Source organism: Priestia sp. FSL W8-0524 (assembly GCF_038005965.1).
Taxonomy (GTDB): Bacteria; Bacillota; Bacilli; order Bacillales; family Bacillaceae_H; genus Priestia; species Priestia zanthoxyli.
Genome location: NZ_JBBOUG010000001.1, coordinates 3,735,840 through 3,758,291, shown reverse-complemented (window position 1 = coordinate 3,758,291; position 22,452 = coordinate 3,735,840). Strand labels below are relative to the sequence as shown.

Annotated in this window: 23 protein-coding genes; 16 read left to right on the top strand and 7 right to left on the bottom strand. The window is 37.7% G+C overall.

Features of this window, described 5'->3' with window-relative positions; all coding sequences use genetic code 11:
• The first annotated feature begins 12 nt into the window (after positions 1–12).
• Positions 13–990 (top strand): cation diffusion facilitator family transporter, encoded by a 978-nt coding sequence (locus NST66_RS19725; protein WP_028411371.1) that lies wholly within the window; start codon positions 13–15, stop codon positions 988–990.
• A gap of 39 nt (positions 991–1,029) precedes the next feature.
• On the opposite strand, the gene NST66_RS19720 is transcribed toward NST66_RS19725, so the two are convergent.
• The 3 genes from NST66_RS19720 to NST66_RS19710 are packed head-to-tail and all read right to left on the bottom strand — an operon-like array spanning position 1,030 to position 3,922.
• Positions 1,030–2,007 (bottom strand): glycosyltransferase family 2 protein, encoded by a 978-nt coding sequence (locus tag NST66_RS19720; protein WP_028411370.1) that lies wholly within the window; start codon positions 2,005–2,007, stop codon positions 1,030–1,032.
• Positions 2,004–2,396 carry a GtrA family protein gene (locus tag NST66_RS19715; RefSeq protein WP_028411369.1) on the bottom strand — a complete coding sequence of 131 codons (393 nt, stop codon included), beginning with the start codon at positions 2,394–2,396 and terminating at the stop codon, positions 2,004–2,006. Before NST66_RS19715 ends, NST66_RS19720 begins: the two co-directional genes overlap by 4 nt.
• A gap of 20 nt (positions 2,397–2,416) precedes the next feature.
• On the bottom strand, positions 2,417–3,922 hold the full coding sequence (locus NST66_RS19710) for an ArnT family glycosyltransferase (protein ID WP_028411368.1): 1,506 nt from the start codon (positions 3,920–3,922) through the stop codon (positions 2,417–2,419).
• A gap of 282 nt (positions 3,923–4,204) precedes the next feature.
• On the opposite strand from NST66_RS19710, the gene NST66_RS19705 reads away from it, so the two are divergent.
• Entirely contained in the window at positions 4,205–4,405 is a 201-nt protein-coding gene (locus NST66_RS19705) for a hypothetical protein (RefSeq protein ID WP_223546232.1), read from the top strand.
• A 67-nt stretch (positions 4,406–4,472) separates the two neighbouring features.
• On the opposite strand, the gene NST66_RS19700 is transcribed toward NST66_RS19705, so the two are convergent.
• Together NST66_RS19700 and lexA are read right to left on the bottom strand one after the other, a co-directional pair.
• Positions 4,473–5,918: a hypothetical protein gene (locus NST66_RS19700; RefSeq protein ID WP_034270839.1), complete on the bottom strand. Its 1,446-nt coding sequence runs from the start codon at positions 5,916–5,918 to the stop codon at positions 4,473–4,475.
• Between the two features lie 208 nt (positions 5,919–6,126).
• Positions 6,127–6,744 (bottom strand): transcriptional repressor LexA, encoded by a 618-nt coding sequence (gene lexA, locus NST66_RS19695; protein ID WP_013058778.1) that lies wholly within the window; start codon positions 6,742–6,744, stop codon positions 6,127–6,129.
• 146 nt (positions 6,745–6,890) lie between these two features.
• On the opposite strand from lexA, the gene yneA reads away from it, so the two are divergent.
• From yneA to NST66_RS19655, 8 genes are all read left to right on the top strand, one after another.
• Complete coding sequence (gene yneA / locus NST66_RS19690) at positions 6,891–7,220, top strand: cell division suppressor protein YneA (RefSeq protein WP_028411366.1); 330 nt, start codon at positions 6,891–6,893, stop codon at positions 7,218–7,220.
• Between the two features lie 53 nt (positions 7,221–7,273).
• On the top strand, positions 7,274–7,942 hold the full coding sequence (locus NST66_RS19685) for a YneB family resolvase-like protein (protein WP_028411365.1): 669 nt from the start codon (positions 7,274–7,276) through the stop codon (positions 7,940–7,942).
• A gap of 69 nt (positions 7,943–8,011) precedes the next feature.
• Positions 8,012–8,242, top strand: a complete 231-nt coding sequence (locus tag NST66_RS19680; protein ID WP_013058775.1) for a DUF896 domain-containing protein — start codon at positions 8,012–8,014, stop codon at positions 8,240–8,242.
• Between the two features lie 167 nt (positions 8,243–8,409).
• Complete coding sequence (gene tkt / locus NST66_RS19675) at positions 8,410–10,416, top strand: transketolase (protein ID WP_049166088.1); 2,007 nt, start codon at positions 8,410–8,412, stop codon at positions 10,414–10,416.
• A gap of 149 nt (positions 10,417–10,565) precedes the next feature.
• On the top strand, positions 10,566–11,006 hold the full coding sequence (gene sirA, locus NST66_RS19670; protein WP_028411364.1) for a sporulation inhibitor of replication protein SirA: 441 nt from the start codon (positions 10,566–10,568) through the stop codon (positions 11,004–11,006).
• A 90-nt stretch (positions 11,007–11,096) separates the two neighbouring features.
• Positions 11,097–11,309, top strand: coding sequence for a YneF family protein (locus NST66_RS19665; RefSeq protein ID WP_013058772.1), 213 nt, complete (start codon positions 11,097–11,099; stop codon positions 11,307–11,309).
• 90 nt (positions 11,310–11,399) lie between these two features.
• Positions 11,400–13,163, top strand: coding sequence for an ABC transporter transmembrane domain-containing protein (locus NST66_RS19660; RefSeq protein WP_340843659.1), 1,764 nt, complete (start codon positions 11,400–11,402; stop codon positions 13,161–13,163).
• Positions 13,153–14,958, top strand: a complete 1,806-nt coding sequence (locus NST66_RS19655; RefSeq protein ID WP_340843658.1) for an ABC transporter ATP-binding protein — start codon at positions 13,153–13,155, stop codon at positions 14,956–14,958. Before NST66_RS19660 ends, NST66_RS19655 begins: the two co-directional genes overlap by 11 nt.
• A gap of 22 nt (positions 14,959–14,980) precedes the next feature.
• On the opposite strand, the gene NST66_RS19650 is transcribed toward NST66_RS19655, so the two are convergent.
• On the bottom strand, positions 14,981–15,157 hold the full coding sequence (locus NST66_RS19650) for an aspartyl-phosphate phosphatase Spo0E family protein (protein WP_013084718.1): 177 nt from the start codon (positions 15,155–15,157) through the stop codon (positions 14,981–14,983).
• Positions 15,158–15,296: 139 nt separating this feature from the next.
• On the opposite strand from NST66_RS19650, the gene NST66_RS19645 reads away from it, so the two are divergent.
• From NST66_RS19645 to NST66_RS19635, 3 genes are all read left to right on the top strand, one after another.
• Positions 15,297–16,004, top strand: coding sequence for a cytochrome c biogenesis CcdA family protein (locus NST66_RS19645; protein ID WP_033579815.1), 708 nt, complete (start codon positions 15,297–15,299; stop codon positions 16,002–16,004).
• A gap of 211 nt (positions 16,005–16,215) precedes the next feature.
• Positions 16,216–16,773 carry a DUF2179 domain-containing protein gene (locus tag NST66_RS19640; RefSeq protein WP_013058767.1) on the top strand — a complete coding sequence of 186 codons (558 nt, stop codon included), beginning with the start codon at positions 16,216–16,218 and terminating at the stop codon, positions 16,771–16,773.
• Positions 16,774–16,877: 104 nt separating this feature from the next.
• A complete protein-coding gene (locus NST66_RS19635) occupies positions 16,878–17,369 on the top strand; it encodes a CcdC family protein (protein WP_013084715.1) in 492 nt (163 codons plus the stop codon).
• Positions 17,370–17,400: 31 nt separating this feature from the next.
• On the opposite strand, the gene NST66_RS19630 is transcribed toward NST66_RS19635, so the two are convergent.
• A complete protein-coding gene (locus NST66_RS19630; RefSeq protein WP_028411360.1) occupies positions 17,401–17,826 on the bottom strand; it encodes a DUF2621 domain-containing protein in 426 nt (141 codons plus the stop codon).
• A gap of 276 nt (positions 17,827–18,102) precedes the next feature.
• Between NST66_RS19630 and gabT the strand changes: the two genes are divergently transcribed.
• From gabT to NST66_RS19615, 3 genes are all read left to right on the top strand, one after another.
• Positions 18,103–19,458: a 4-aminobutyrate--2-oxoglutarate transaminase gene (gene gabT / locus NST66_RS19625; RefSeq protein ID WP_028411359.1), complete on the top strand. Its 1,356-nt coding sequence runs from the start codon at positions 18,103–18,105 to the stop codon at positions 19,456–19,458.
• A 148-nt stretch (positions 19,459–19,606) separates the two neighbouring features.
• Positions 19,607–20,977 (top strand): sigma-54 interaction domain-containing protein, encoded by a 1,371-nt coding sequence (locus NST66_RS19620; RefSeq protein ID WP_028411358.1) that lies wholly within the window; start codon positions 19,607–19,609, stop codon positions 20,975–20,977.
• Between the two features lie 31 nt (positions 20,978–21,008).
• A complete protein-coding gene (locus tag NST66_RS19615; RefSeq protein ID WP_028411357.1) occupies positions 21,009–22,433 on the top strand; it encodes an NAD-dependent succinate-semialdehyde dehydrogenase in 1,425 nt (474 codons plus the stop codon).
• Positions 22,434–22,452: the final 19 nt, after the last annotated feature.

The following is a 22,452-nucleotide window of genomic DNA, read 5'->3' as shown; positions in this document are numbered from 1 at the left end:
CGGAGGGATTGCATGAGTGAATTAATTAAGTTATTGCGAAAAGGAAATAAATCGGCCATGATGGCCGCTATAGTTAATACCATTATATCCATTATTAAAGGGATTGCTTTTGCTTTAACGGGAAATGTAGCGATGTTTGCTGAAACGATGCACAGCTTAGGAGACGCAGCAAATCAGTTCTTTGTTTTTATAGGTTCAGCATTAAGCAAAAAAGCTCCGACCAAACGATTTCCAAACGGATTTGGACGATTGGTTAATCTCGTTTTATTAGGAGCGGTTCTTGTAGTAGGAATTATGGCATTTGAAACGATTAAAGAAGGGTATCATCATATTCTTCATCCGACGAAGTCTTCAGGCTTTATCTTAAATATTGCAGTACTTGGCATCTCGGTATTACTTGAGATGTTTGTCCTCTTTAAGGCAATGAAAGAAATTTTGCACGATGTCGGAATGAATACTGCAGAGGTCAATGTTTTTACGCAAAGCTTTGTTCATCTAAAGAAAGCAAAGCCAGCAACTAAGCTTGTTTTTATGGAAGATCTGGTAGCCACTGGAGGAGGCGTATTGGCTTTAATTGCCGTTTTTATTTCGCGGTTTACGCCTTTTCATCAAGCTGAAGGAATTGCTTCTATGCTAATTGGTCTTATGATGTTTTTTGTAGTAGGACGAGTATTTTTAGATAACGCTGCTGGAGCGCTTGGTGAAGCAGATAAAGAAATGGAAATGAAAATTGGCGCCATTGTTATGCAAGATGTACAAGTGCGTGATATTCAAACGTTAATGGTGATGAAAGAAGGAGAAGAGCTTCACGTTGAATTAAAAGTAGAAATTGATCCTTCTTTAACAGTAGCAGAAGCGGATGATATTAAAGATCGTCTCGAAAATCGTATTTTACAGGAAAAAGGAATAACGGATGTCATTATTGAATTTGATGAAGATGATGGAATTCCTGACTGGGTGACAAGCGATTTACAGCTTCAAAAAGAATAAAAAACAAGGAAGAAAACAACTGTTTTCTTCCTTGTTTTTTTAGCTATATACTTTTTCACGCACGTTTTGAGAATCTGTTGAAGCCGCAGAAAAGTTAATAGTTTCACGTACAACGTAAATAGGTCTATTTTTACTTTCATCGTAAATTCTTGCGATGTATTGTCCCACTAGACCTAAACCAAGTAGCTGAATACCGCTAAAGAAAGTGATAGCTACCATAATCGAAGTCCAGCCAGGCTGAATATTTTCACCTATCAGCCAAACAACAATCGAATAACTTAAAACGAGAAGTGATACAAAAACTGATAACAAGCCAATAACCATTACTAAACGTAAAGGTTTCGTTGAAAAACCAATAATTCCATCTGAAGCAAACTTGATCATCTTTTTTAAAGGATATTTTGTTTCACCAGCAAAACGCTCATCGCGCTCATATTCTACATATGTTTGCCTGAAGCCGATCCAAGACATCATTCCTCTTACGAAACGATTGCGTTCAGTCATTTTTTTGAATACGTCCGCAACTTTTCGGTCGATAATACGAAAATCTCCCGTGTCTTTTGGGATTTCAATATCGGACATATAATTTAAAAAGCGATAAAAATACTTAGCCGTTGTCAATTTAAAAAAGGTCTCTCCGCTTCGCTTCTTGCGCTTTGCGTATACAATTTCATAGCCTTGCTGCCATTTAGCAATTAATTCAGGAATCATTTCAGGCGGATCCTGTAAGTCAGCATCAATAATTACGATAGCATCACCTTGAGCATAGTCAATACCTGCTGTGACGGCAGTTTGGTGCCCGAAATTACGGGCAAAATCAATAATTTTTACGTTAGAATCCATAGCTGCTACGTCCTTTAAGATTTCAATTGTTCGGTCTGTACTGCCGTCATTGACGAAAATGAATTCATAGTTAATGTGATTTTCATGCATGACGGAAAGCAAGCGATTATAGCATTCATTAGCTACTTCTTCTTCAAAATACATAGGTACCACGATTGAAATTAGTTCTTTCATGCTTTACCTCCTATCGAGTGATTGTTTGTGTGCTTAAACGTCCATATTTTATTAAGAAAAAAATTAAAAAACATTCCTATACAAGTAGACAACAGTTGTCCAATTATCGGATTAGCAGGTGTATAGTGTACAAGAAGGAATAAGCAAGATGTATTAATTGCTAAAGTAATAAGGTTTACGATGAAAAATTGAGCTAACATCCATTTATGCACAGTTGCTTGAAACACCCACGATTTGTTCCAATAGTAGCTGTTTATGACGCCAATGAAATAGGATAGTACGTTAGCCAATATATAATTCATATCAAAATGAATCAGTGCTAAGTAACTGATAATAGTGAGCAGGGTATTCATTATACCTACAAATCCGAATTTCAGGAATTTTATCACGGTTGCATAATCCCTTCCATTTAATTTATCTCTTCACATTTTGCCTGGGTCTTATTTTTAGTAAACCGTACTAGTAAATAAGATAGAATCACTGAAATACCAAACCCTTCGAGCAGCATAAAGCTTGGGAAAATAAAGAATCGATAGCGAGTTTGAATTTCAATAAGCAAGTGAATAAGAACGTATCCTATGATTAGTAATAAAAACAGTGTATACGGATATTTATCCTGCTTCTTCAGGAATAAACATATAAGTCCAATAATGGAAAGAATAGTAGTTGAAACGTAAATGATTCTTTCATAACTTTGAGCAGCACTAATTAATTTCTCTTTATTAAAAGGTACATCTTCTTGAGGAGTTAATGAAATACTCCAAAATGTAGATGCATCCGTTCCTCCCCACATATTCAGGAATTTAATGTGAAAGAGATCTAAAAGTTGCTCTTTATCTGCTACTCGCTCTTTAATTACTTCTTTTTCTGCTTCAGCTCGTTTTTCTCCAATTGGCATACCCATAAAACGACTAGCATCCTCTGAAGAATAAGAACCGCTTGTTTCATAATTAAAGCCAATAACGAATTTCCATAAAGGATCTCTGTTACTTAAAGGATATTTAGAAATACCGCTCGCTACAAAAGAGTAGTTGATTAGCGCATTTGCAATAAAAAAAGTAGCCAGTACGCCTACGAGGTTTTTTCCTATTTTCTTTCGACGAGTTTTTAACTCAGCAGCATCCTTCGCTTTAATGTAAGGTTGAAGAATTTGCAAGATGAAATAAATGAAAACAGCAACGATAATAATGGGTCCCAGAGGGCGCATTAAATTTCCTAACGACAATAGAAGACCAATATAAAGCCAGCTAAACTTGTTATGAGCAAATCTTTTTATAATAAGGTAAAAAGCTGCATAAAATAAAAAAGTAGCTAAATGCTGATTGGTTAACACTGAGCTGTAGAGAATGTTCGGAATGTAGAACGCATATAGGAAAGCTGCCATTCTCCCAGCAAGTTCGTTAAATACTTTAGCGCCAATTAGATAAATAAAAATAACGGTTCCAGTAGAATAAAAAATATTTAACAATTTTAATGTAAAAATGCTATCTCCAAAACAGCGAATAACAATAGATTCATAGAATGAAAAGCCTAGCTGATATACCCATGTAGTGAAATAAACGCTTTGGTTAAATTCATAATTTCCTTTTGCGATATTACGTGCGGCATCTAACATGACAAGAAAGTCAGATTTTACAGGTGTTTGAACAGAAAGCATCCATGCTAATCGAACACCTAAGGTCAAAACAATCAGTGAAATAAAAAAAACAGTTTTGTTCATGTATCTACTTGCAATAGCTATTAGAAAAATGACAAGGAAAGTGATACATATTCCTTCAATAATAAATGAATTACTTAAAGCCAAGCCTTTTAAGTCCAATGAATTTGTCATCGCGCTATAACTGCCCCATAGAGACCATGTAAGAATCATGACACATAAAAGAATCAGGCTTTTGGATAAAAATGAGTTAAGCATATTACCTCCTGCAAATTATTTCAAAGATAAGGTACAAAATTCCTACCCTATGATACCATATTTTATTATTTTGTATATATTTTTCTTATAGAGTATAATGTTAGATTGTTCTGAAATTACAACAGCGGCACAACGTGTAATAAAAGGTTCAGTGGAGTAGGCAGTGATTTAGTAATAGATAAAAGAGGTTGGGAAAAAAGGATTTTAGTCGAAGCGAAAAACGAACCATTAATCATCATGTTTGATTAGTGGTTCGTTTTTTATGGTGCACGTAGGTTTCATTTGTTTAGTTCTTTCCAGCAGTTGATTGGAGGGCAAGACGAAGACTCCTGCGGGAAAAGCGGAAGGGGTGAGACCCCGCAGGAGCGCAAGCGACGAGGAGGCTCACCGGCCGCCCGCGGAAAGCGAAGTCTTGCACGGAAATCAACTGCGATGTCACAAGCAATCCCTGCTAGCTTATTTATTTCATTTGTTTCCCTTTAGACTTGCTTGGTTTAGTTATGTCTCAATCTCTTCTTTTTTAAAATGTATTTTCTGATGCGAACAGCTTTTATGTTTTAAATCGATCTTTTAATAAATTCCATAGGGAACTCACTCCGAGACTAATGCTGATCAGAATTCCTGATAAAGCTACTATTAAAGCGATATATTCAAAGATAGAAAACTGCTTCATACTATCCCAATTGATGTTTCCCTTTAGCTTGCTAATAACTAAATTCATTCCGTAAATACCGGAAAGAACGGTATAAATCGTTAAAATTAATAATAAGTAATTGTGACGCTTGGCCGCGATTTTCTCTTGATTTTGATACAAAGTACCAAGGGTTTCTTTGACTTCTTGATAAAGAGAATTGATGTGGAAGATTTTTTTAAAGAGCTCAGAAAACTCTTGACCTTCCGTGCGAGAGCTAATTTCTAAAAATAAATATTTACCTGAAAATACAGTAATAGAGCGAATTAGTCGCTCGATGCCCTCTGAATTTTTATGAAACGTGAGCTGAGAATACTCATAGGATAGTTTTAGCAACACGATTTTATAGAAAAAATGCAAAAATAAATTATAGTAATGTTGGCCAAATAGATGATTCATCAAAAGCTGATCCGTTTTAGAGTCTGTCGATTTAGAAATACACGAAAACACATGGTCTGTTATAACGTAATAAGTTTCAGGAGCCCATCTGGAATACACGTGTTTGGTATTATACGTTTTAATATACTCATGGTTGTGTGCAGAGATAAACGGTTTCCCGTCAGGCGTATAGCTATTTAGCTGCCCAGTACGAAATAAAGTTGTGGAGTTAATCTCTTGCTCTTGATTTACCGTTACATAACTTAATACAAACATCCGTTCATCGATAAAATAAGGAAGACTCCCGACGTGCTGTTCACGCGTCGCTTCTTTTTTGATGTGTTCGTTCAAAAATGGCGCGAGCTGTGAAAAAATATAATCCTGTACTTTGCTATAGCGATGGTGTTCATAGGTAATGGTGGATCCATGCTCTTCAGCAAGCTTCGGTTCTAATACACGAAAATGATTCATGAATTCTAAAATGTCATCATAGGTGTAATGATTATGACTCATCTCAGTGCGAATGGTCATGACGCCAATTTCAAAAGGACATAAAAAAACATCCACAGACAGCACGTTGCTAGACACGGTGGTGGAGGAAGTTTGTAGCGTAACGGTATGGTCTATTTTTTTTGAAAATCGAAGCAAGCCTTCTTTTTCGCACGAATCAGGAAATAGAATACATTCAATGTAAGGAAGGAAATATTGATCCAAGCTATCATGAGATACGTAATACTGTTCTCCGTAGTATTCTTTTTCTACATGTTTGTTTTGAATGGAAAAAAACTCAAACATATTTGCTTCTAGTGCATGAACAAGCTGCTCTTTATTTTTTCGATCAAAGGAAAAAGGAAAAAGAAACATGTTCATTGCTTTGGTAGGCATAATAGTTTGAAATGGTTCTGTTTTCCTTGGTGTATTGGTCATAAACTACATCCTTCTTATAGTCGGTTGTATTTTTTTTGAGAGTCGAAAAAATGCAGACAGAAAGTAAAAGGTAAAACAGCCTTTATAAAAACCGCTCTACCTGCCTGTAATGATTCGACGTATCATTTATAATATGCCAATTTTTTTAGAAAACAAACGTAAAAAAACCAACTAACATCATGATTAGTTGGTTTTACATACAGTGTGATTAGTGAATCGTGCGATATACACCAGTGACTTTTCCTAAAATCGTTACGTGGCGAAGAATAATAGGCGCCATCGTTGAATTTTCAGGCTGTAAACGAACGAAATTTTCTTCTTTAAAGAAACGTTTTACCGTTGCTTCGTTGTCCTCGGTCATAGCGACCACAATATCTCCGTTATTAGCAGTTTGCTGCTGACGTACGATTACCATATCGCCATCTAGAATACCTGCTTCAATCATACTTTCTCCCATAATTTCAAGCATAAATACATGATCATCTGGAGAAACGAATTTATCTGGAAGAGGGAAATATTCTTCCACATTTTCAACGGCTGTTATAGGAAGACCCGCTGTTACTTTACCGATAACAGGAACATTAATGACATTGCTTTTAGGGATGTTTACTTCGTCTAGTTGAAGAACTTCGATTGCTCTTGGTTTTGTTGGATCTCTGCGAATTAACCCTTTACTTTCTAAACGAGCTAAATGCCCGTGTACAGTGGAGCTAGAGGCTAATCCCACCGCTTCCCCAATCTCACGAACAGAAGGCGGATAACCTTTTAATTTTACTTCGTGCTTAATAAAATCTAGTATGTCTTGTTGACGTTTTGATAGCTTCATATTTTTCACCTCGATTTTAGCTATTCTTTAGGTGAATTATACCACGTGATGTGTCAATATACAAACATAAGTTCGAAGAATTCCATTGACAGAAACAAATGTTCTCAATAAAATAAGAACATATATTCTGATAGGGGGATCATAATATGCACCAATTCTTACATTCTATGAAACATTACGCTATTTTTTTTGCAGTTATCGCTGCACTTACATATGTATTGACGCTGGTTTTAGGAGCGGATAAAGTAGATTTAGACAAATATTCAACGGTTACTATTACAAAAGGAGATACGCTTTGGGACTTGTCCAACAAGTATCATAATCACCATCATTTGACCACCAATGAATTTGTCAAATGGGTTGAAGACGTCAATGATCTAAACTCAGACACTGCCCAGTCTTTATCTCCTGGAGATAAATTATATATTCCTGTTTTAAAAAAAGAGTTACATAATCAAGTGGCAATTGAACAGTAGTGTGTAACGGCCGTTCCTGAATATTGTTAGAAGCCGAAAAGGTCGTGATAAAAGTGGACGCCATTATTTATTGCCGTGTAAGTACGGATAAAAAAACCCAAGAAACATCTTTACAGCGCCAGCAAGAAGAATTAAAAAAGCTTGCTGATCTTCACCATCTAAACGTAAAAAAAGTCGTAATGGAAAAAGCAAGCGGATATGACGTAGACAGAGAGGGTATATTGGATGTTCTTCATACAATGAAAGAAGAAAAAATATCTGTGCTGCTCATTCAAGACGAAACGCGATTAGGCAGAGGAAATGCCCGAATTGCGCTTCTTCATGCTTTTCATAAAGAAAATGCTACGATTTATACGATTAGTCATCAAGGTCAGCTTCAGCTTTCAGAATCTGATTCGATGGTGTTAGATATTATTAGCTTAGTGGAAGAGCATCAGCGGAAATTACATAATGCTAAAATTAAAAGAGGAATGAAAAGAGCCGTAGAAAACGGTTATCGTCCGCAGCAAAATTTAAAAAATCAAGGAGTTAACTCAGGAAGAGAAAAAAAAGAAGCGCCGATTGAAGAAATTGTCCGCCTTCGTCATAACGGCTTAACCTTTGCTGAAATTTCAGTTACGCTAAAAGGTTTTGGTTATAATATTTCAAAAGCAACGGTACATCGTCGCTATCAAGAGTATCAAGAGAGTGCTCAATCTCTTGATAAAACGAAAGAGATTTAGTAAGATGACTACATGTTGCCGGAACGGTTCGGTAATTTTAATTATTGATTATAAGGAGATAGGTTTTATATGCTATCAAAAGATAAACTTGCTCGTATTAATGCTCTTTCAAAAAAGGCAAAGGCTGAAGGTCTGACAGAATCTGAAGCGAAAGAACAGCAAGAGCTACGTCAGGAATATTTAAAAGTTTTCCGACAATCTATGACAAACCACCTTCATACGATTAAAGTTGTGGACGAGGAAGGTAAAGATGTTACGCCTAAGAAGTTAAAAGAGAGCAAAAAGAAGCGTCTTCACTAAGACGTTCTAGTAAAACTAGAGGGAGAGTTCCCTCTAGTTTTTTGTATATTTTTAATAAGGCACACAAAAACTGTAAAAGTGGAAATTTTTTTGGTTCAAGTATTGTACAAATAAGCAAATCATTAGTATGATAACATATGTACATAGTTTTGAAAGGAATGAAGAGTATGACACAACGTATTGAAGATCTTTCGATTGCAACAATTCGTACTTTATCAATCGATGCGATTGAGAAAGCAAATTCAGGTCACCCAGGTATGCCAATGGGAGCTGCTCCAATGGCATATACATTGTGGACAAAATTTATGAACATCAATCCAAAGAATCCAAACTGGTTCAACCGTGACCGCTTTGTATTATCAGCAGGACACGGATCGGCACTATTATACAGCTTGCTTCATTTAGCTGGATATGACTTATCAATTGAAGACCTTAAAAACTTCCGTCAATGGGGAAGCAAAACACCAGGTCATCCAGAGTTCGGTCATACAGCAGGTGTTGATGCAACAACTGGTCCACTAGGACAAGGTATTGCAATGGCTGTTGGTAAAGCAATGGCAGAACGTCATTTAGCTGAAACATACAACAAAGAAGGTTTAGAAATTGTAGACCACTTTACGTATGGTATTTGTGGTGACGGAGACTTAATGGAAGGTGTATCTGCTGAAGCAGCTTCATTAGCGGCACACTTAAAATTAGGACGCTTAGTTGTTTTATACGATTCAAATGATATTTCTTTAGACGGAGATTTAGATCGCTCGTTCTCTGAGAACGTAGAAGATCGTTTCAAGGCTTACGGATGGCAAGTAATTCGCGTTGAAGACGGCAATGACTTGACAGCGATTGCAAACGCAATTGAAGAAGCAAAAAGCGATTTAACACGCCCAACGCTAATTGAAGTAAAAACAACAATCGGATTTGGTTCTCCAAACCACGCGGGTACTTCTGGCGTGCACGGTTCTCCATTAGGTTCCGATGAAACAAAATTAACAAAAGAAGCTTATGCATGGACATTTGAAGAAGATTTCTATGTGCCAGAAGAAGTGTATGCTCACTTCAAAGCTACAATTGCTGAAGATGGCCAAAAGAAAGAAAACGAATGGAACGATGTATTTGCACAGTATAAAGAAAAATATCCTGAACTAGGTCGTCAATTTGAACTAGCAGTAGAAGGAAAGTTACCGGAAGGCTGGGAAGAAACGCTTCCAGCATACGAAACGGGTTCAAGCTTAGCTAGCCGTGCTTCTTCTGGAGAAGTATTAAACGCAGTAGCACAAGCTGTACCTCAATTCTTCGGCGGTTCAGCTGACTTAGCTGGGTCAAATAAAACAATGATTAAAGGTTCAGAAGACTTCACTGCAGCTGATTACAGCGGACGTAATATTTGGTTCGGTGTACGTGAATTTGCAATGGGAGCTGCATTAAACGGTATGGCTCTACACGGCGGTGTAAAAGTATTCGGAGGAACATTCTTTGTATTCTCTGATTATCTTCGCCCAGCAATTCGCTTAGCAGCTTTAATGAAGCTTCCTGTAACATATGTATTCACACATGACAGTATCGCAGTTGGAGAAGACGGCCCAACACATGAGCCAATTGAACAATTGCCATCACTTCGTGCAATGCCAGGTCTTTCAGTGGTTCGTCCTGCAGATGCAAATGAAACAGCTGCTGCATGGCGCTTAGCATTAGAATCAACTGACCGCCCAACGGCGCTTGTATTGACTCGTCAAAACTTGCCAACGCTTGAAGGTACAAAAGAAAATGCATACGAAGGCGTGTCTAAAGGCGCGTACGTTGTATCTAAAGCTGGTAAAGACCAAGCGGATGCATTAATACTTGCAACAGGCTCTGAAGTAAGCCTAGCAGTAGAAGCACAAAAAGCATTAGCTGCAGAAGGCATTGATGTATCTGTAGTAAGTATGCCTGCATGGGATCGTTTCGAAGAGCAATCTGCTGAGTACAAAGAAAGTGTTATCCCTAAATCAGTGAAAAAACGTTTAGGTATTGAAATGGCTTCTACACTTGGCTGGGAACGCTATGTTGGAGACGAGGGACAAGTTCTTGGTATTAATCACTTCGGTGCATCTGCTCCTGGTGAAACAATCATGAAAGAATTTGGTTTTACAGTTGAAAATGTAGTAGCAAAAGTGAAAAGCTTGCTTAATGCATAATTCTTTTTCACAAGAAAGAGCAGACTCCTATGGTCTGCTCTTTTTTTTCGACAAAAAAACAAAGAAATTTTTTCATCGATAGACAAGCATTGCGTACACCATTCGGTATAATGGTACAAAAAAGAACGAGCCGAAAGGGAGGATGAATCGTGAGAACGTATGAAGTATATTTAATGGAGGAAGAAGTTGCATCATCCTATTTTCGAAGAGAAAAGCTCATTTATCAGCTGCTGATTGAATATAAAATGAAACGTCACTTGCAGGAAACGCATTTACAAAAACAAGTTCATTACATTACTCGCCAACTGCCCAATTCATTTATTCAACGAGAATTACTTCAGGCGTTTTCTCATTATCCTCATTTTTTTACTCATCAAGAGACGTTTGTGCTAGAATATCCTCATAAAAAAAGTCGAGCATCTATAAAATTAACGAATCGCTGTATAACAATTGAAGGAGATGGCAATGTTGATGCTGAGACAGCTTTTTTTGAAGTATTACGCAAGCTAGATCCTTGTTTTTTAGCAGTGAATTATGGAACGGATGAATACGGCTGGCTGAGGCCTGTGAAAACAAGAAAATTTGTGTAATTATTTAAGGAAATTGGAACGGAAATATTGTATAATAGCGTATGGTCTAGTACACTGTAAGTTAGACAACACGAAGGAGGAAGTAATACCATGGGAATGTATATTCTAGTTGGTGTTCTAGCATTAATTGTTGGGATAGCGCTAGGATTTTTCATTGCTCGTAAGTATATGATGAGCTATCTGAAGAAAAATCCACCAATTAATGAACAAATGTTAAAAATGATGATGATGCAAATGGGCATGAAACCATCGCAGAAAAAAATTAACCAAATGATGAAAGCAATGAACGGCCAAATTAAATAATGGTTAATTGGACAGACACTCTCTATTCAGAAGGGTGTCTTTTGTTTTATGATAGAGATAAGAAAATGGTTGTGGGGCTAGGGGGATACGATGAAAATTTTTCGAGAGTTATGGTGGTTTTTCAAACAGGAAAAAAAGTCTTACATAACGGGGATAGCGCTGCTCATTATTGTGGCAGCATTAGAACTTCTCCCGCCTAAAATTATTGGTTTAACGGTAGATGGCATTAAAGAAGGGACGCTGAATGGAAAGCGCTTAATGCAGATGGTTGGCATTTTGCTAGGAGCTGCTGTTGTGGCCTATTTCACAAGATACATATGGCGTATTATGATATTTGGTTCATCTGTTAAACTAGCCAAGCAGCTGAGAAATACCCTCTACACTCATTTTACCAGGATGAATCAGGCCTTTTATCAGCGGCGGCGAATTGGGGATTTGATGGCCCATGCAACGAATGATATTCAAGCTATTCAACAAACTGCAGGTTCGGGCGTTTTGACGCTCGTGGATTCCATTGTCACAGGAGGGCTTGTTCTATGCACAATGGCCCTAACAATCAGCTGGAAATTAACGCTTATTTGCCTTATTCCTATGCCGCTTATGGCCGTTTTAACAAGTTACTATGGTACATTGCTTCATGCGCGGTTTCATCACGCACAAGCAGCATTTTCTACTTTAAATGATAAGGTTCAAGAAAGCATTAGCGGAATTAAAGTCATTAAGACGTTTGGGGAAGAAGCAGCTGATGTCGAAGAATTTCGTATGAAGTCTGCAGATGTTGTTCAAAAGAACATGAAAGTAGCACGAGTAGATGCATTGTTTGATCCGACCATTTCGATTATTGTAGCACTTTCTTTTTTACTTGCTCTTATTTTTGGCAGCAAGATGGTGATTAATGAAGAGTTAACACTGGGGCAGCTTGTTACCTTTACAACTTATTTGGGCCTTCTTATTTGGCCGATGCTCGCGTTTGGCTGGCTATTTAACATTGTGGAACGAGGAAGAGCATCATATGACAGGGTATTTTCTTTATTAAAAGAAGAAAATTCGATTGAAGAAGCAGCGCATCCTAGTGTTGAACTGCCAACAGGAAATATTGAAGCTGTTATTCATAGGTTTTCGTATGGTAAAGAAGACGAATACACGTTAAACGAAATTTACTTTACACTTTCTCGCGGTCAAACGTTAGGGATTGTTGGAAAGACGGGTGCTGGGAAAACCACGCTTTTAAAGCTGTTGCTTCGTGAATTTGATGTAAGCGACGGAGCTGTTTTATGGGGAGGAAAAGACATTAAAGATTATGCTTTTGATTCACTGTACAAAAGCATTGGATATGTTCCTCAAGATCACTTTTTGTTTTCGACAACAGTCGCTGCTAATATCGCGTTCGGAAAAGAAGACGCAAGCAATCAAGAAATCCAAGAAGCGGCTAAAGTTGCAAATGTACATAAAGACATCCTCGATTTTACAGATGGCTATCAAACAATAGTAGGTGAAAAAGGCGTTTCGTTATCTGGTGGACAAAAACAGCGTATCTCGATTGCAAGAGCTCTTCTATTAGATCCTGAGCTTTTAATTTTAGATGACTCGCTATCAGCGGTAGATGGAAAAACGGAAGCGGGTATTTTACAAGCGTTGAAGCAAAAACGTCAAAATCGAACAACGATTATTACAGCGCATCGGCTGAGCTCGGTTACTCATGCAGACCTGATTCTTGTCCTTGATAAAGGGAAAATTATTCAGCGAGGAACTCATGAGGAACTGCTTAGCGTGAGCGGCTGGTATCAGGATATGTACGATAGACAGCAGCTTGAACGTGCGGTAGAAGAAGGAGAGACGAAAAATGAAAATTGAGCATTCTTCGGTACATAAACGTCTGTTTCACTATACAATTCCGCATAAAAAATCATTTTTTTTAGCGTTCACTCTATTATTAATTGCTACGGCTGCTGATTTATTAGGGCCCATTTTGATTAAAATTTTCATTGACGATTATTTAACTCCTAAGTATTTGCCTCTTCAGCCTCTGGTGTGGCTTGCAAGCAGTTATTTGCTTTTACAGCTTTTAAAAATTGTCGTTCAATACTTTCAGCTTCTGCAGTTTCAGAAAATTGCGCTTCAAATTATTCAGCAGATTCGAATTGACGTTTTTTCTCATGTTCATCGTCTGGCGCTTCGCTTTTTTGACAACACGCCAACGGGAAGCCTTGTTTCTCGAATTACAAATGACACGGAAGCTATGAAAGAAATGTTTGTAGAAGTCATCGCGGTTTTTATTCAAAATGGGGTATTTTTGATTGGTATTTTTATAGCGATGTTTATGCTAGATGTGAAGCTGGCTTTTTACTGTTTAGTTCTTCTCCCGTTTATTTGGGGACTTATGAAGCTTTATCAGCATTACAGCGCTATTTACTACGGACAGCTCCGAGAAAAGCTAAGTCAGTTAAATGCCAAGCTTCATGAGTCTTTGCAAGGCATGTCCATTATTCAATTATTTCGTCAAAAAAAGCGGCTTCGCTCGGAATTTGAAGAAATTAATGATGAGCACTACAAAGCGGGCATGCGCAATATTAAGTTAGATGGTTTGCTACTGAGGCCTGCTGTCGAAATTCTTTATATTTTAGCCGTTATTCTTGTGCTCAGTTATTTTGGCATTTCCGTAGCTGACAGTCCTGTTAAAATTGGTGTTCTTTACGCGTTTATCAACTATTTGGATCGTTTTTTTGAGCCCGTTAATGAAATGATGCAGCGTCTTTCTATGTATCAGCAAGCGATGGTATCAGCCTCCCGGGTATTTGATTTGATGGATGAGGGAGAAAAAAATCCAGTGATGACAGGAGAACAAAAGCAGGGGGTACAAAAAGGAACGGTAGAATTCAAAAACGTCACGTTTTCCTATGACGGTGTTCGAGATGTGCTTTCTGATATATCATTTACGGTAAACGAAGGAGAAACAGTGGCTTTAGTAGGCCATACTGGAAGCGGGAAAAGCTCCATCATTAATTTATTAATGCGTTTTTATGAGCAGCAAAAAGGAGACATTTTGATCGATAATAAACCACTGTCGTCCTTTTCAAATAAACAGCTTCGAGATCAGGTAGGGCTGGTGCTGCAAGATGCCTTTTTATTTGCCGATACCGTAAAGCGAAATATTACGCTGCATGAAGACCATTTTTCTGATGAGCAAGTAAAAGCAGCGGCGAAATTTGTGCAAGCTCACGCATTTATCGAAGCTCTTCCTAATAAGTATAATGAAGTGCTAGTGGAAAGAGGTTCAACTTTATCAAGCGGTCAGCGTCAGCTCTTAGCATTTGCAAGAACGGTGATTCGAAACCCTAAAATCCTTATTCTTGATGAAGCAACAGCCCATATCGATACAGAAACGGAAGAAGCGATTCAAGAAGTGTTAAGAGATATGGGAAAAGGCCGCACAACGATTGCGATTGCACATCGTTTATCAACTATTCAACACGCCGATTGTATTTTAGTATTGCATAAAGGGAAAATAGTCGAAAAAGGAACGCATGCTGAACTGCTAGATAAAGGCGGTTTGTACTATAATATGTATCAGCTTCAGCACAGTGAAAAAGAGGAAAATTTCAATAAAGAAACAGGAGTAAAAGAGATTTATAAAGAATTGATAGAGTGAAGGTGAAAAAAAGAAACAACCTTCATGAAGAGGTTGTTTCTGTTGTTTGAGCAGGGAATTCATTGTAAACGTTTAATAAATGATCTAATTCTTGACTATGTTTAATAGCAGGTGGAGAGTTTAATCCACTTACTCGGACTATGCGGATGAGTTCTTCTCGTTTCTTTTCAATCGCTAATAGAATATCTTTTTTGGCCAATGCTATGTATCCCTTCTAACAAGTCGTTTACCTAATTATACAAGATAATGGTACTATTTGAAAGAAGTGAGATAAGACAATTTGGTTACAAAATGGTAACGAAAAAGAACAAAAAGAACAAAAAAGGGAAGTGGGAAATGTGGGAGATTTAAATTTATTTTTGGCATTTGGCGCAGGCTTTTTATCGTTTATTTCACCCTGCTGTTTGCCTTTGTATCCAGCTTTTTTATCGTACATAACGGGAGTATCAGTCAGCGAGCTAAAGGAAGGCGCTAAGTCACATCAGCGCAAAGCTTTTATTCACACAGCTTTTTTCCTGCTGGGATTTTCTGTTATCTTTATTATGATTGGTTTTGCGACATCCTTTATTGGTCAGTGGTTTTTTAACTATAAGGATTTAATTCGGCAGATTGGCGCTATTCTTATTATTTTCTTTGGTCTAGTTGTACTAGGGATTTTTAAGCCTCGAATTCTTATGCAGGAACATAAAGTTCAATTCGCCAATAAGCCGGCTGGACTCTTAGGTTCTTCTTTTATTGGTATGGCTTTTGCTGCCGGCTGGACTCCTTGCACGGGACCTATTTTAGTATCGGTTATGGCGCTTGCAGCGACAAACCCAGGCTCCGGTCTTTTGTACATGATAACGTATTCACTTGGGTTTTCTATTCCGTTCTTTATCATGACATTCTTTATTGGAAAAATGAACTGGTTAAAAAAACATATGAATTCCATGATGAAAGTTGGCGGATACGCAATGATTGGCATGGGGTTTATTTTATATTTTGACTGGATGACAAAAATTATTATTTATACAACGAGCGTATTTGGAGGGTTTACGGGCTTTTAAAAAGGGAAAATGATACAAAAAAGAATCTGGAAGTTGGCAGGTTCTTTTTTGTTTTTTAAAGACCAAACGTTCATTTTAGCTCTTAGGAAAGAAGCAAGAATATGACTCGAAAAAATATATAGAAAAAATTTATTTTTACTATATCTTCTATAAATACGGAGTGATACAATGAAATCGTCATATTTTTAATTGTTAAAAAGAGGTGTATAAATTGAAAGATATTTTGTTAATCTTGCTTTTGCAACTGATCTATGTACCGATCTTGACGCTGCGCACAATTTTTTTAGTCAAAGGTATGAGTATGTATGCCTCGGTTTTTGGATTTGTTGAAGCGTTAATTTATGTATTTGGCTTATCCCTAGTATTTTCAGGAGATCAAAGCACGCTTGCTATGGTTGTATACGCAGTTGGATTTGGAGTGGGAATTATACTTGGAAGTTATATCGAATCTAGGCTTGCTATCGGATATACAACATTCTTAGTTAACCTTATGACCAAAAATGAAGAGTTAATTAACCGCCTTCGACAGGAAGGTTTTGGTGTTACTGTGTACCAAGGTGAAGGAAGAGACAGTGCACGCTATAGATTAGACATTTTAACAAAAAGAAGTAGAGAAGAAGAGCTATTAGCATTCATTGAAGAATATGAGCCTCGTGCTTTCATTATTTCATACGAGCCGCGTAAATTTAAAGGCGGGTTCTTACTAAAAGCAATGAAAAAGCAAAAACAAAAGCAAAAAGCAAAAGCAGATATTACCTCTACTAAATAAAAACAGAAGAGATCCTCTTCTGTTTTTTTGTTGCACTTTTACTTCTGATGTTTTTTGGATTATAATATAAGTACACACTAAACTATAGTAAAGGAAGGATTTCATTGGTTATTGCTTCAACACTTGTCGCAATTTTTATGGCTTCTTTCATATTAGTTGTTCGAATGAAAGCTGCTGATAAACCAACGAATGCAAAAAAAATTATACTTCCGCCTTTTTTTATGAGTACGGGAGCGTTAATGTTTATCTTTCCAATGTTTCGAGTAACGGGTGCAGAACTGCTTGAGGCGTTAATAGCAGGCATGATCTTCTCAATCCTGTTAATTAAAACGTCTAAATTTGAAATTCGTGACGATCATATTTACTTGAAGCGTTCAAAAGCTTTTGCATTCATTATTATTGGTTTGCTTATTATTCGAATTGCAATGAAAATATATTTAAGTTCTTCAATTGATGTTGGCCAGCTTGGCGGTATGTTCTGGATTTTAGCATTTGGTATGATTGTACCTTGGCGCATTGCGATGTACACATCGTACAAAAAGCTCGAACGAAAGCTGCACAATGATCGTCTTGGAAATACAACGATATTAAATTAAAAAAGGTGGCTACGCAGCCACCTTTTTTGATTTAAAATAAATGCTGATAAGGGACGGCATCTATTTTTTGCTTTTTTAATGTTTTTAATAAAAATTTATGATCACGTTTAGGCGTAGCTAAGATGTATCCACGTACGATTAAGTCTTCTGTTATAGAGGCGGCTTGTTCCTCAAGTGCGAGTTCCCCAATTTTCCCTGCAATTTTTTGTTTGGCCACATCGCGAAATAGTTCAGGTACTGGTTCAACAAGAACGTTTAATAGCTGCTTTTGATCCGCTGACCAAAGGTGAATGGTTTTGGAAAGATAGTGATCTTGCCAATCAAGTTCAGACATGCCGTCTTCTTTTGGTAAGCGCTTTAAAAATTTTCTGAACATAAAAAATCCGCCGATAGCAAACATGCTCATTAAAAAGACAACCCAAAATAAAATAACCCATAAAAACCAGCCCTCTAGCATATTTTTCACTCCTTTATAAAGAGATTAATCATAACATTACTATATTTATACATTTATTATAAAAGCCTTGTTCCTTTTATGGCAATATAAAATCCCTGCACTTTATGTGAAAAGAGAGTCATTTTTGACTTACTGATAAGTTTATATTGACTCATTAATGAGTGAATTATCGTTAGAATTATCTAAAAATGCTTATTTTTCAGCCTTTTAAAAGTTGGCACGTTTTTTGCATATAAACTAATTGAAGAATTATTTAATATGAGAGGAAGATAAAAAATGAGTCAAACTTTTAGCAAAGTAGCAACAAATTTACCGGGAGAAAATGCAAAGCAATTATTAGATAGAAGACACCGTGCCATTCCGAAAGGTGTAAGTTATGGCATTCCGACATTTGCTGATACGGCTGAAGGGGCGATCGTTAAAGATGTCGATGGCAATACGTTTATTGATTTCGTAGGGGCAATTGGCACAATCAATGTAGGACATAGTCATCCAAAAGTAAAAGAAGCGCTTCACAAGCAAGTAGACCGTTTTATTCACACAGGATTTAATGTCATGATGTATGAGTCATATGTAGAGCTTGCAGAAAGACTAGCAGCAATTGCTCCTGGTGAATTTGACAAGAAAGTATTACTTTTAAATAGCGGAGCAGAAGCTGTAGAAAATGCAGTGAAAATTGCTCGTAAATATACAAAGCGTCAAGGAATTATTTCATTTAACCGCGGTTTCCACGGCCGTACATTAATGACAATGACAATGACAAGTAAAGTAAAGCCATATAAATATGAATTTGGACCGTTTGCTCCTGAAGTATACAAAGCTCCATATCCTTATGAGTATCGCCGCCCACAAGGATTATCAGTTGAAGCATACGAAGAGTTTATGATCACTGAATTCAAAAACTTCTTAAATACAGAAGTAGCACCAGAAACGATTGCAGCTGTTGTAATGGAGCCAATTCAAGGCGAAGGTGGTTTCATTGTTCCAGGTAAACGTTTTGTGCAAGAAGTGTATCAATTATGTAAAGAGCACGGAATTTTATTTGTATCAGATGAAATTCAAGCTGGTTTTGCACGTACGGGCCGCTACTTCGGTATTGAACACTTTGACGTTGCACCAGATTTAATTACAGTATCTAAATCACTAGGAGCTGGTGTACCGATTAGTGGTGTCATCGGCCGCGCTGAAATCATGGATGAATCTAATCCTGGTGAGCTTGGCGGAACGTACTGCGGAAGCCCTCTTGGATGTGAAGCGGCTTTAGCTGTACTTGATATCATTGAAGAAGAAAAGCTAAATGAACGCGGTGAGTACCTTGGAAAAGTGGTAACATCACGATTTGAAAAATTAGCAGAAAAATATGACTGTATCGGTGATATCCGCGGATTAGGAGCTATGTCTGCTATCGAGCTTGTGAAAGACCGCGAAACAAAAGAAGCGGATAAAGAGCTTACACAGCGCATCGTAAAAGAAGCAAACAAACGTGGATTATTACTGCTTAGCGCGGGAGTATTCGGAAACGTTCTTCGTATCTTAATGCCGATTGTTATTACAGATGAGCAGCTAGAAGAAGGCTTAGCTATTTTTGAAGCAGCACTAGAAGCAAGCGTGCAGCAAACGGTTGAAGTATAAGAGAAATTGAGGCATGAGTGAAGAGAGAACTCTTCACTCATTCTTCATAAATCACAAAGAATGGATATGTTTGGACACTCTATTTATAGATTTTTCATTTTCTGATAAAATAAAATAATAATTATTTTTTGACGAAAAGGTGATTCAAATGACCATTCATAAAAAGCAGATTCAGCAAATTAACGACGAACTTTACGATATATTTGAGTCATCATTTGATGAAATCTTTGTAACTGATGCAAATGGGTATGTATTAGTTGTAAATTCAGAGTGTGAAAAAAATTATGCTTTGAAAGTGGAAGATTTTATTGGAAAGCACGTAAAAGAACTTCAGGAAATGGGCATCTTTTATCCTTCGGCCACGTTAAAGGTGATTGAATCTAATCAAGCAATTGAATTGGTTCAAAAAACAAACTCAGGCCGATATCTTCATGTGCGGACCAGGCCAGTATTTACTAATGACGGGCAATTGAAAAGTGTTATTAGCTATTCTCGAGATCTCACAGACTTAATGGAATTAAAACGAAAAGTAGAAGAGATGGAAGAACAGCTTGAAAACTATAAAAAAGAGTTAAACGAATCCGTAGATTTAGAAGGAATCGTAACAAAAAGCGAAGCGATGAAAAAAGTTTTTTCAACCATTCAACGAGTTGCTTCTGTAAATACAACCGTTCTCTTACTTGGAGAAACAGGGGTAGGAAAAAGCAGAGTAGCAAAACTGCTTCATCAGCTTAGTACAAGAAAACAGCAGCCGTATCATGAGCTTAATTGTGCAGCGCTTCCTGAACAGCTTATTGAGTCAGAGCTATTTGGCTATGAAGGCGGTACGTTCACTGGAGCATTTCGCGAAGGGAAAAAAGGGATCATTGAGCTTTCGAACGAAGGCACGCTTTTTCTAGATGAGATTGGTGAACTTTCTCTTTCAGCACAAAGTAAGTTGCTCCATGTACTGCAAGACCGTACAATTCGTCCCGTGGGCTCAACAAGAGCAGTATCAATAGACGTACGAATTATTGCTGCTACGAATCAAAACCTGGAGCAAATGGTCGAAGAAGGAAAGTTTAGACGTGATTTGTACTATCGACTTAACGTGGTGCCAATTACGATCCCACCTTTACGAGAGCGAAAAGAAGATATTCTGCCTCTTGTCTATCAGTTTCTTCATCATTTTAATACGGTATACGAACGTAATGTACGCTTATCACCAAAGGCATTAGATGCATTTTTAGGGCAGGAATGGAAAGGAAACGTTCGCGAAGTGGAAAATATCATTGAGCGTCTGGTTGTTACAGGAGAAGAAATGATTACGCTTAAAGACTTGCCATTTGCAAAAGAGTTTGCTATCGATCCACCTGTGCATACGCTTCCTGAAATGATTGAACATGTGGAAAAAGAAATGGTCATCAAGGCGTTTGAACAGCATAGGTCATCTTACAAAGTAGCCGAACAGCTTGGTATTAGTCAATCACAAGCGAGCCGTAAAATTCGAAAATATGTGTCGGACAGTACCGAACAGTGAGTAGATAAATTTAAGCAGGGAGTGAAGAAATATGAAGCAAGCAAACTTATATATTAACGGAGAATTTGTTTCGGCAAATGATACATACGAAGTGGTAAATCCAGCAACAAATGAAGTAGTAGCTACCGTTGCAAAAGGCGGAGAAAAAGAAGCAAAGCTAGCAGCAGATGCTGCTTATGAAGCGTTTCAAACATGGTCTAAAAAAACAGCAGAAGAGCGCGGTAAATTATTATTTAAATGGCATCAGCTGATCGAAGAACACACGGATGAACTGGCTGAAATCATGACAGTCGAGCAAGGTAAGCCTCTTAAAGAAGCAAAAGGTGAAATTGGCTATGCCAACGGATTCGTTTCATGGTACGCAGAAGAAGGAAAACGCATTTACGGTGAAACAATTCCAGCTTCCTCTCCTAATAAACGATTATTTGCTCATAAGCAGCCTGTGGGAGTTATGGCAGCTATTACACCTTGGAACTTCCCGGCAGCTATGATTACGCGTAAAGTAGCCCCAGCTCTAGCAGCTGGATGTACAGCGGTTATTAAACCGGCAGAACAAACGCCACTAACGGCTCTTCGTCTAGCAGAGTTGGCGCAGGAAGCAGGTATTCCAAAAGGCGTAATGAATGTAGTTACAGGAGATGCAAAAGCGATTGGAGAAGCGTGGCTTCAAGATGGACGCGTACGCAAACTATCGTTTACGGGCTCTACAGAAGTAGGTAAACTGTTAATGCGTGGAGCAGCTGATACGGTTAAAAAAGTGTCTTTAGAATTAGGCGGACACGCTCCGTTTATCGTAACAGCAAATGCTGATTTAGATAAAGCAGTAACAAATGCAATTGCTTCTAAATTCCGTAACGCTGGTCAAACATGCGTATGTACAAACCGCATCTACGTGCACGAGTCTATTGCTAAACCGTTCGCAGAGCAGTTTGCAGCAGCCGTTAGTCAGCTGAAAGTCGGAAACGGCTTAGAAGAAGGTACGGATATCGGACCTTTAATCGATGAAAAAGCGTTAGAAAAAGTAAAGCGCCACTTAGATGATGTTGTAGCAAAGGGTGGAAACGTCTTAACTGGAGGGGCTGTACGCGAAGAGGGAAGCGGACTTTTTGTTGAGCCTACGGTTGTAGATGGTGCAACGGATGATATGCTTTGTATGTACGAAGAAACATTCGGACCGATTGCTCCAATTGCGACGTATCAAACAGAAGAAGAAGTTATTCGCCGTGCAAATAACTCGCCTTACGGATTAGCAGCTTATGTGTTCACTGAAAATATTTCAGAAGCTATTCGTATTGCTGAAGCTTTAGAATATGGTATTGTAGGACTAAATGATGGACTACCTTCTACACCACAAGCGCCGTTTGGCGGCTTTAAAGAAAGTGGACTTGGACGTGAAGGCGGACATTACGGAATTGAAGAATATTTAGAAGTAAAATATATTTCTTTAGGCTTTTAATAAAAAGTGATTTCGCTTT

Coding starts and splice junctions, on each gene's coding strand:
- NST66_RS19630 (WP_028411360.1), bottom strand. CDS start 17,826: ATGCTAGAGGGCTGGTTTTTATGGGTTATTTTATTTTGGGTTGTCTTT.
- gabT (WP_028411359.1), top strand. CDS start 18,103: ATGAGTCAAACTTTTAGCAAAGTAGCAACAAATTTACCGGGAGAAAAT.
- NST66_RS19655 (WP_340843658.1), top strand. CDS start 13,153: ATGAAAATTGAGCATTCTTCGGTACATAAACGTCTGTTTCACTATACA.
- NST66_RS19710 (WP_028411368.1), bottom strand. CDS start 3,922: ATGCTTAACTCATTTTTATCCAAAAGCCTGATTCTTTTATGTGTCATG.
- NST66_RS19725 (WP_028411371.1), top strand. CDS start 13: ATGAGTGAATTAATTAAGTTATTGCGAAAAGGAAATAAATCGGCCATG.
- lexA (WP_013058778.1), bottom strand. CDS start 6,744: ATGAAGCTATCAAAACGTCAACAAGACATACTAGATTTTATTAAGCAC.
- NST66_RS19700 (WP_034270839.1), bottom strand. CDS start 5,918: ATGACCAATACACCAAGGAAAACAGAACCATTTCAAACTATTATGCCT.
- tkt (WP_049166088.1), top strand. CDS start 8,410: ATGACACAACGTATTGAAGATCTTTCGATTGCAACAATTCGTACTTTA.
- yneA (WP_028411366.1), top strand. CDS start 6,891: ATGCACCAATTCTTACATTCTATGAAACATTACGCTATTTTTTTTGCA.
- NST66_RS19720 (WP_028411370.1), bottom strand. CDS start 2,007: ATGAAAGAACTAATTTCAATCGTGGTACCTATGTATTTTGAAGAAGAA.
- NST66_RS19660 (WP_340843659.1), top strand. CDS start 11,400: ATGAAAATTTTTCGAGAGTTATGGTGGTTTTTCAAACAGGAAAAAAAG.
- NST66_RS19665 (WP_013058772.1), top strand. CDS start 11,097: ATGGGAATGTATATTCTAGTTGGTGTTCTAGCATTAATTGTTGGGATA.
- NST66_RS19620 (WP_028411358.1), top strand. CDS start 19,607: ATGACCATTCATAAAAAGCAGATTCAGCAAATTAACGACGAACTTTAC.
- NST66_RS19615 (WP_028411357.1), top strand. CDS start 21,009: ATGAAGCAAGCAAACTTATATATTAACGGAGAATTTGTTTCGGCAAAT.
- NST66_RS19680 (WP_013058775.1), top strand. CDS start 8,012: ATGCTATCAAAAGATAAACTTGCTCGTATTAATGCTCTTTCAAAAAAG.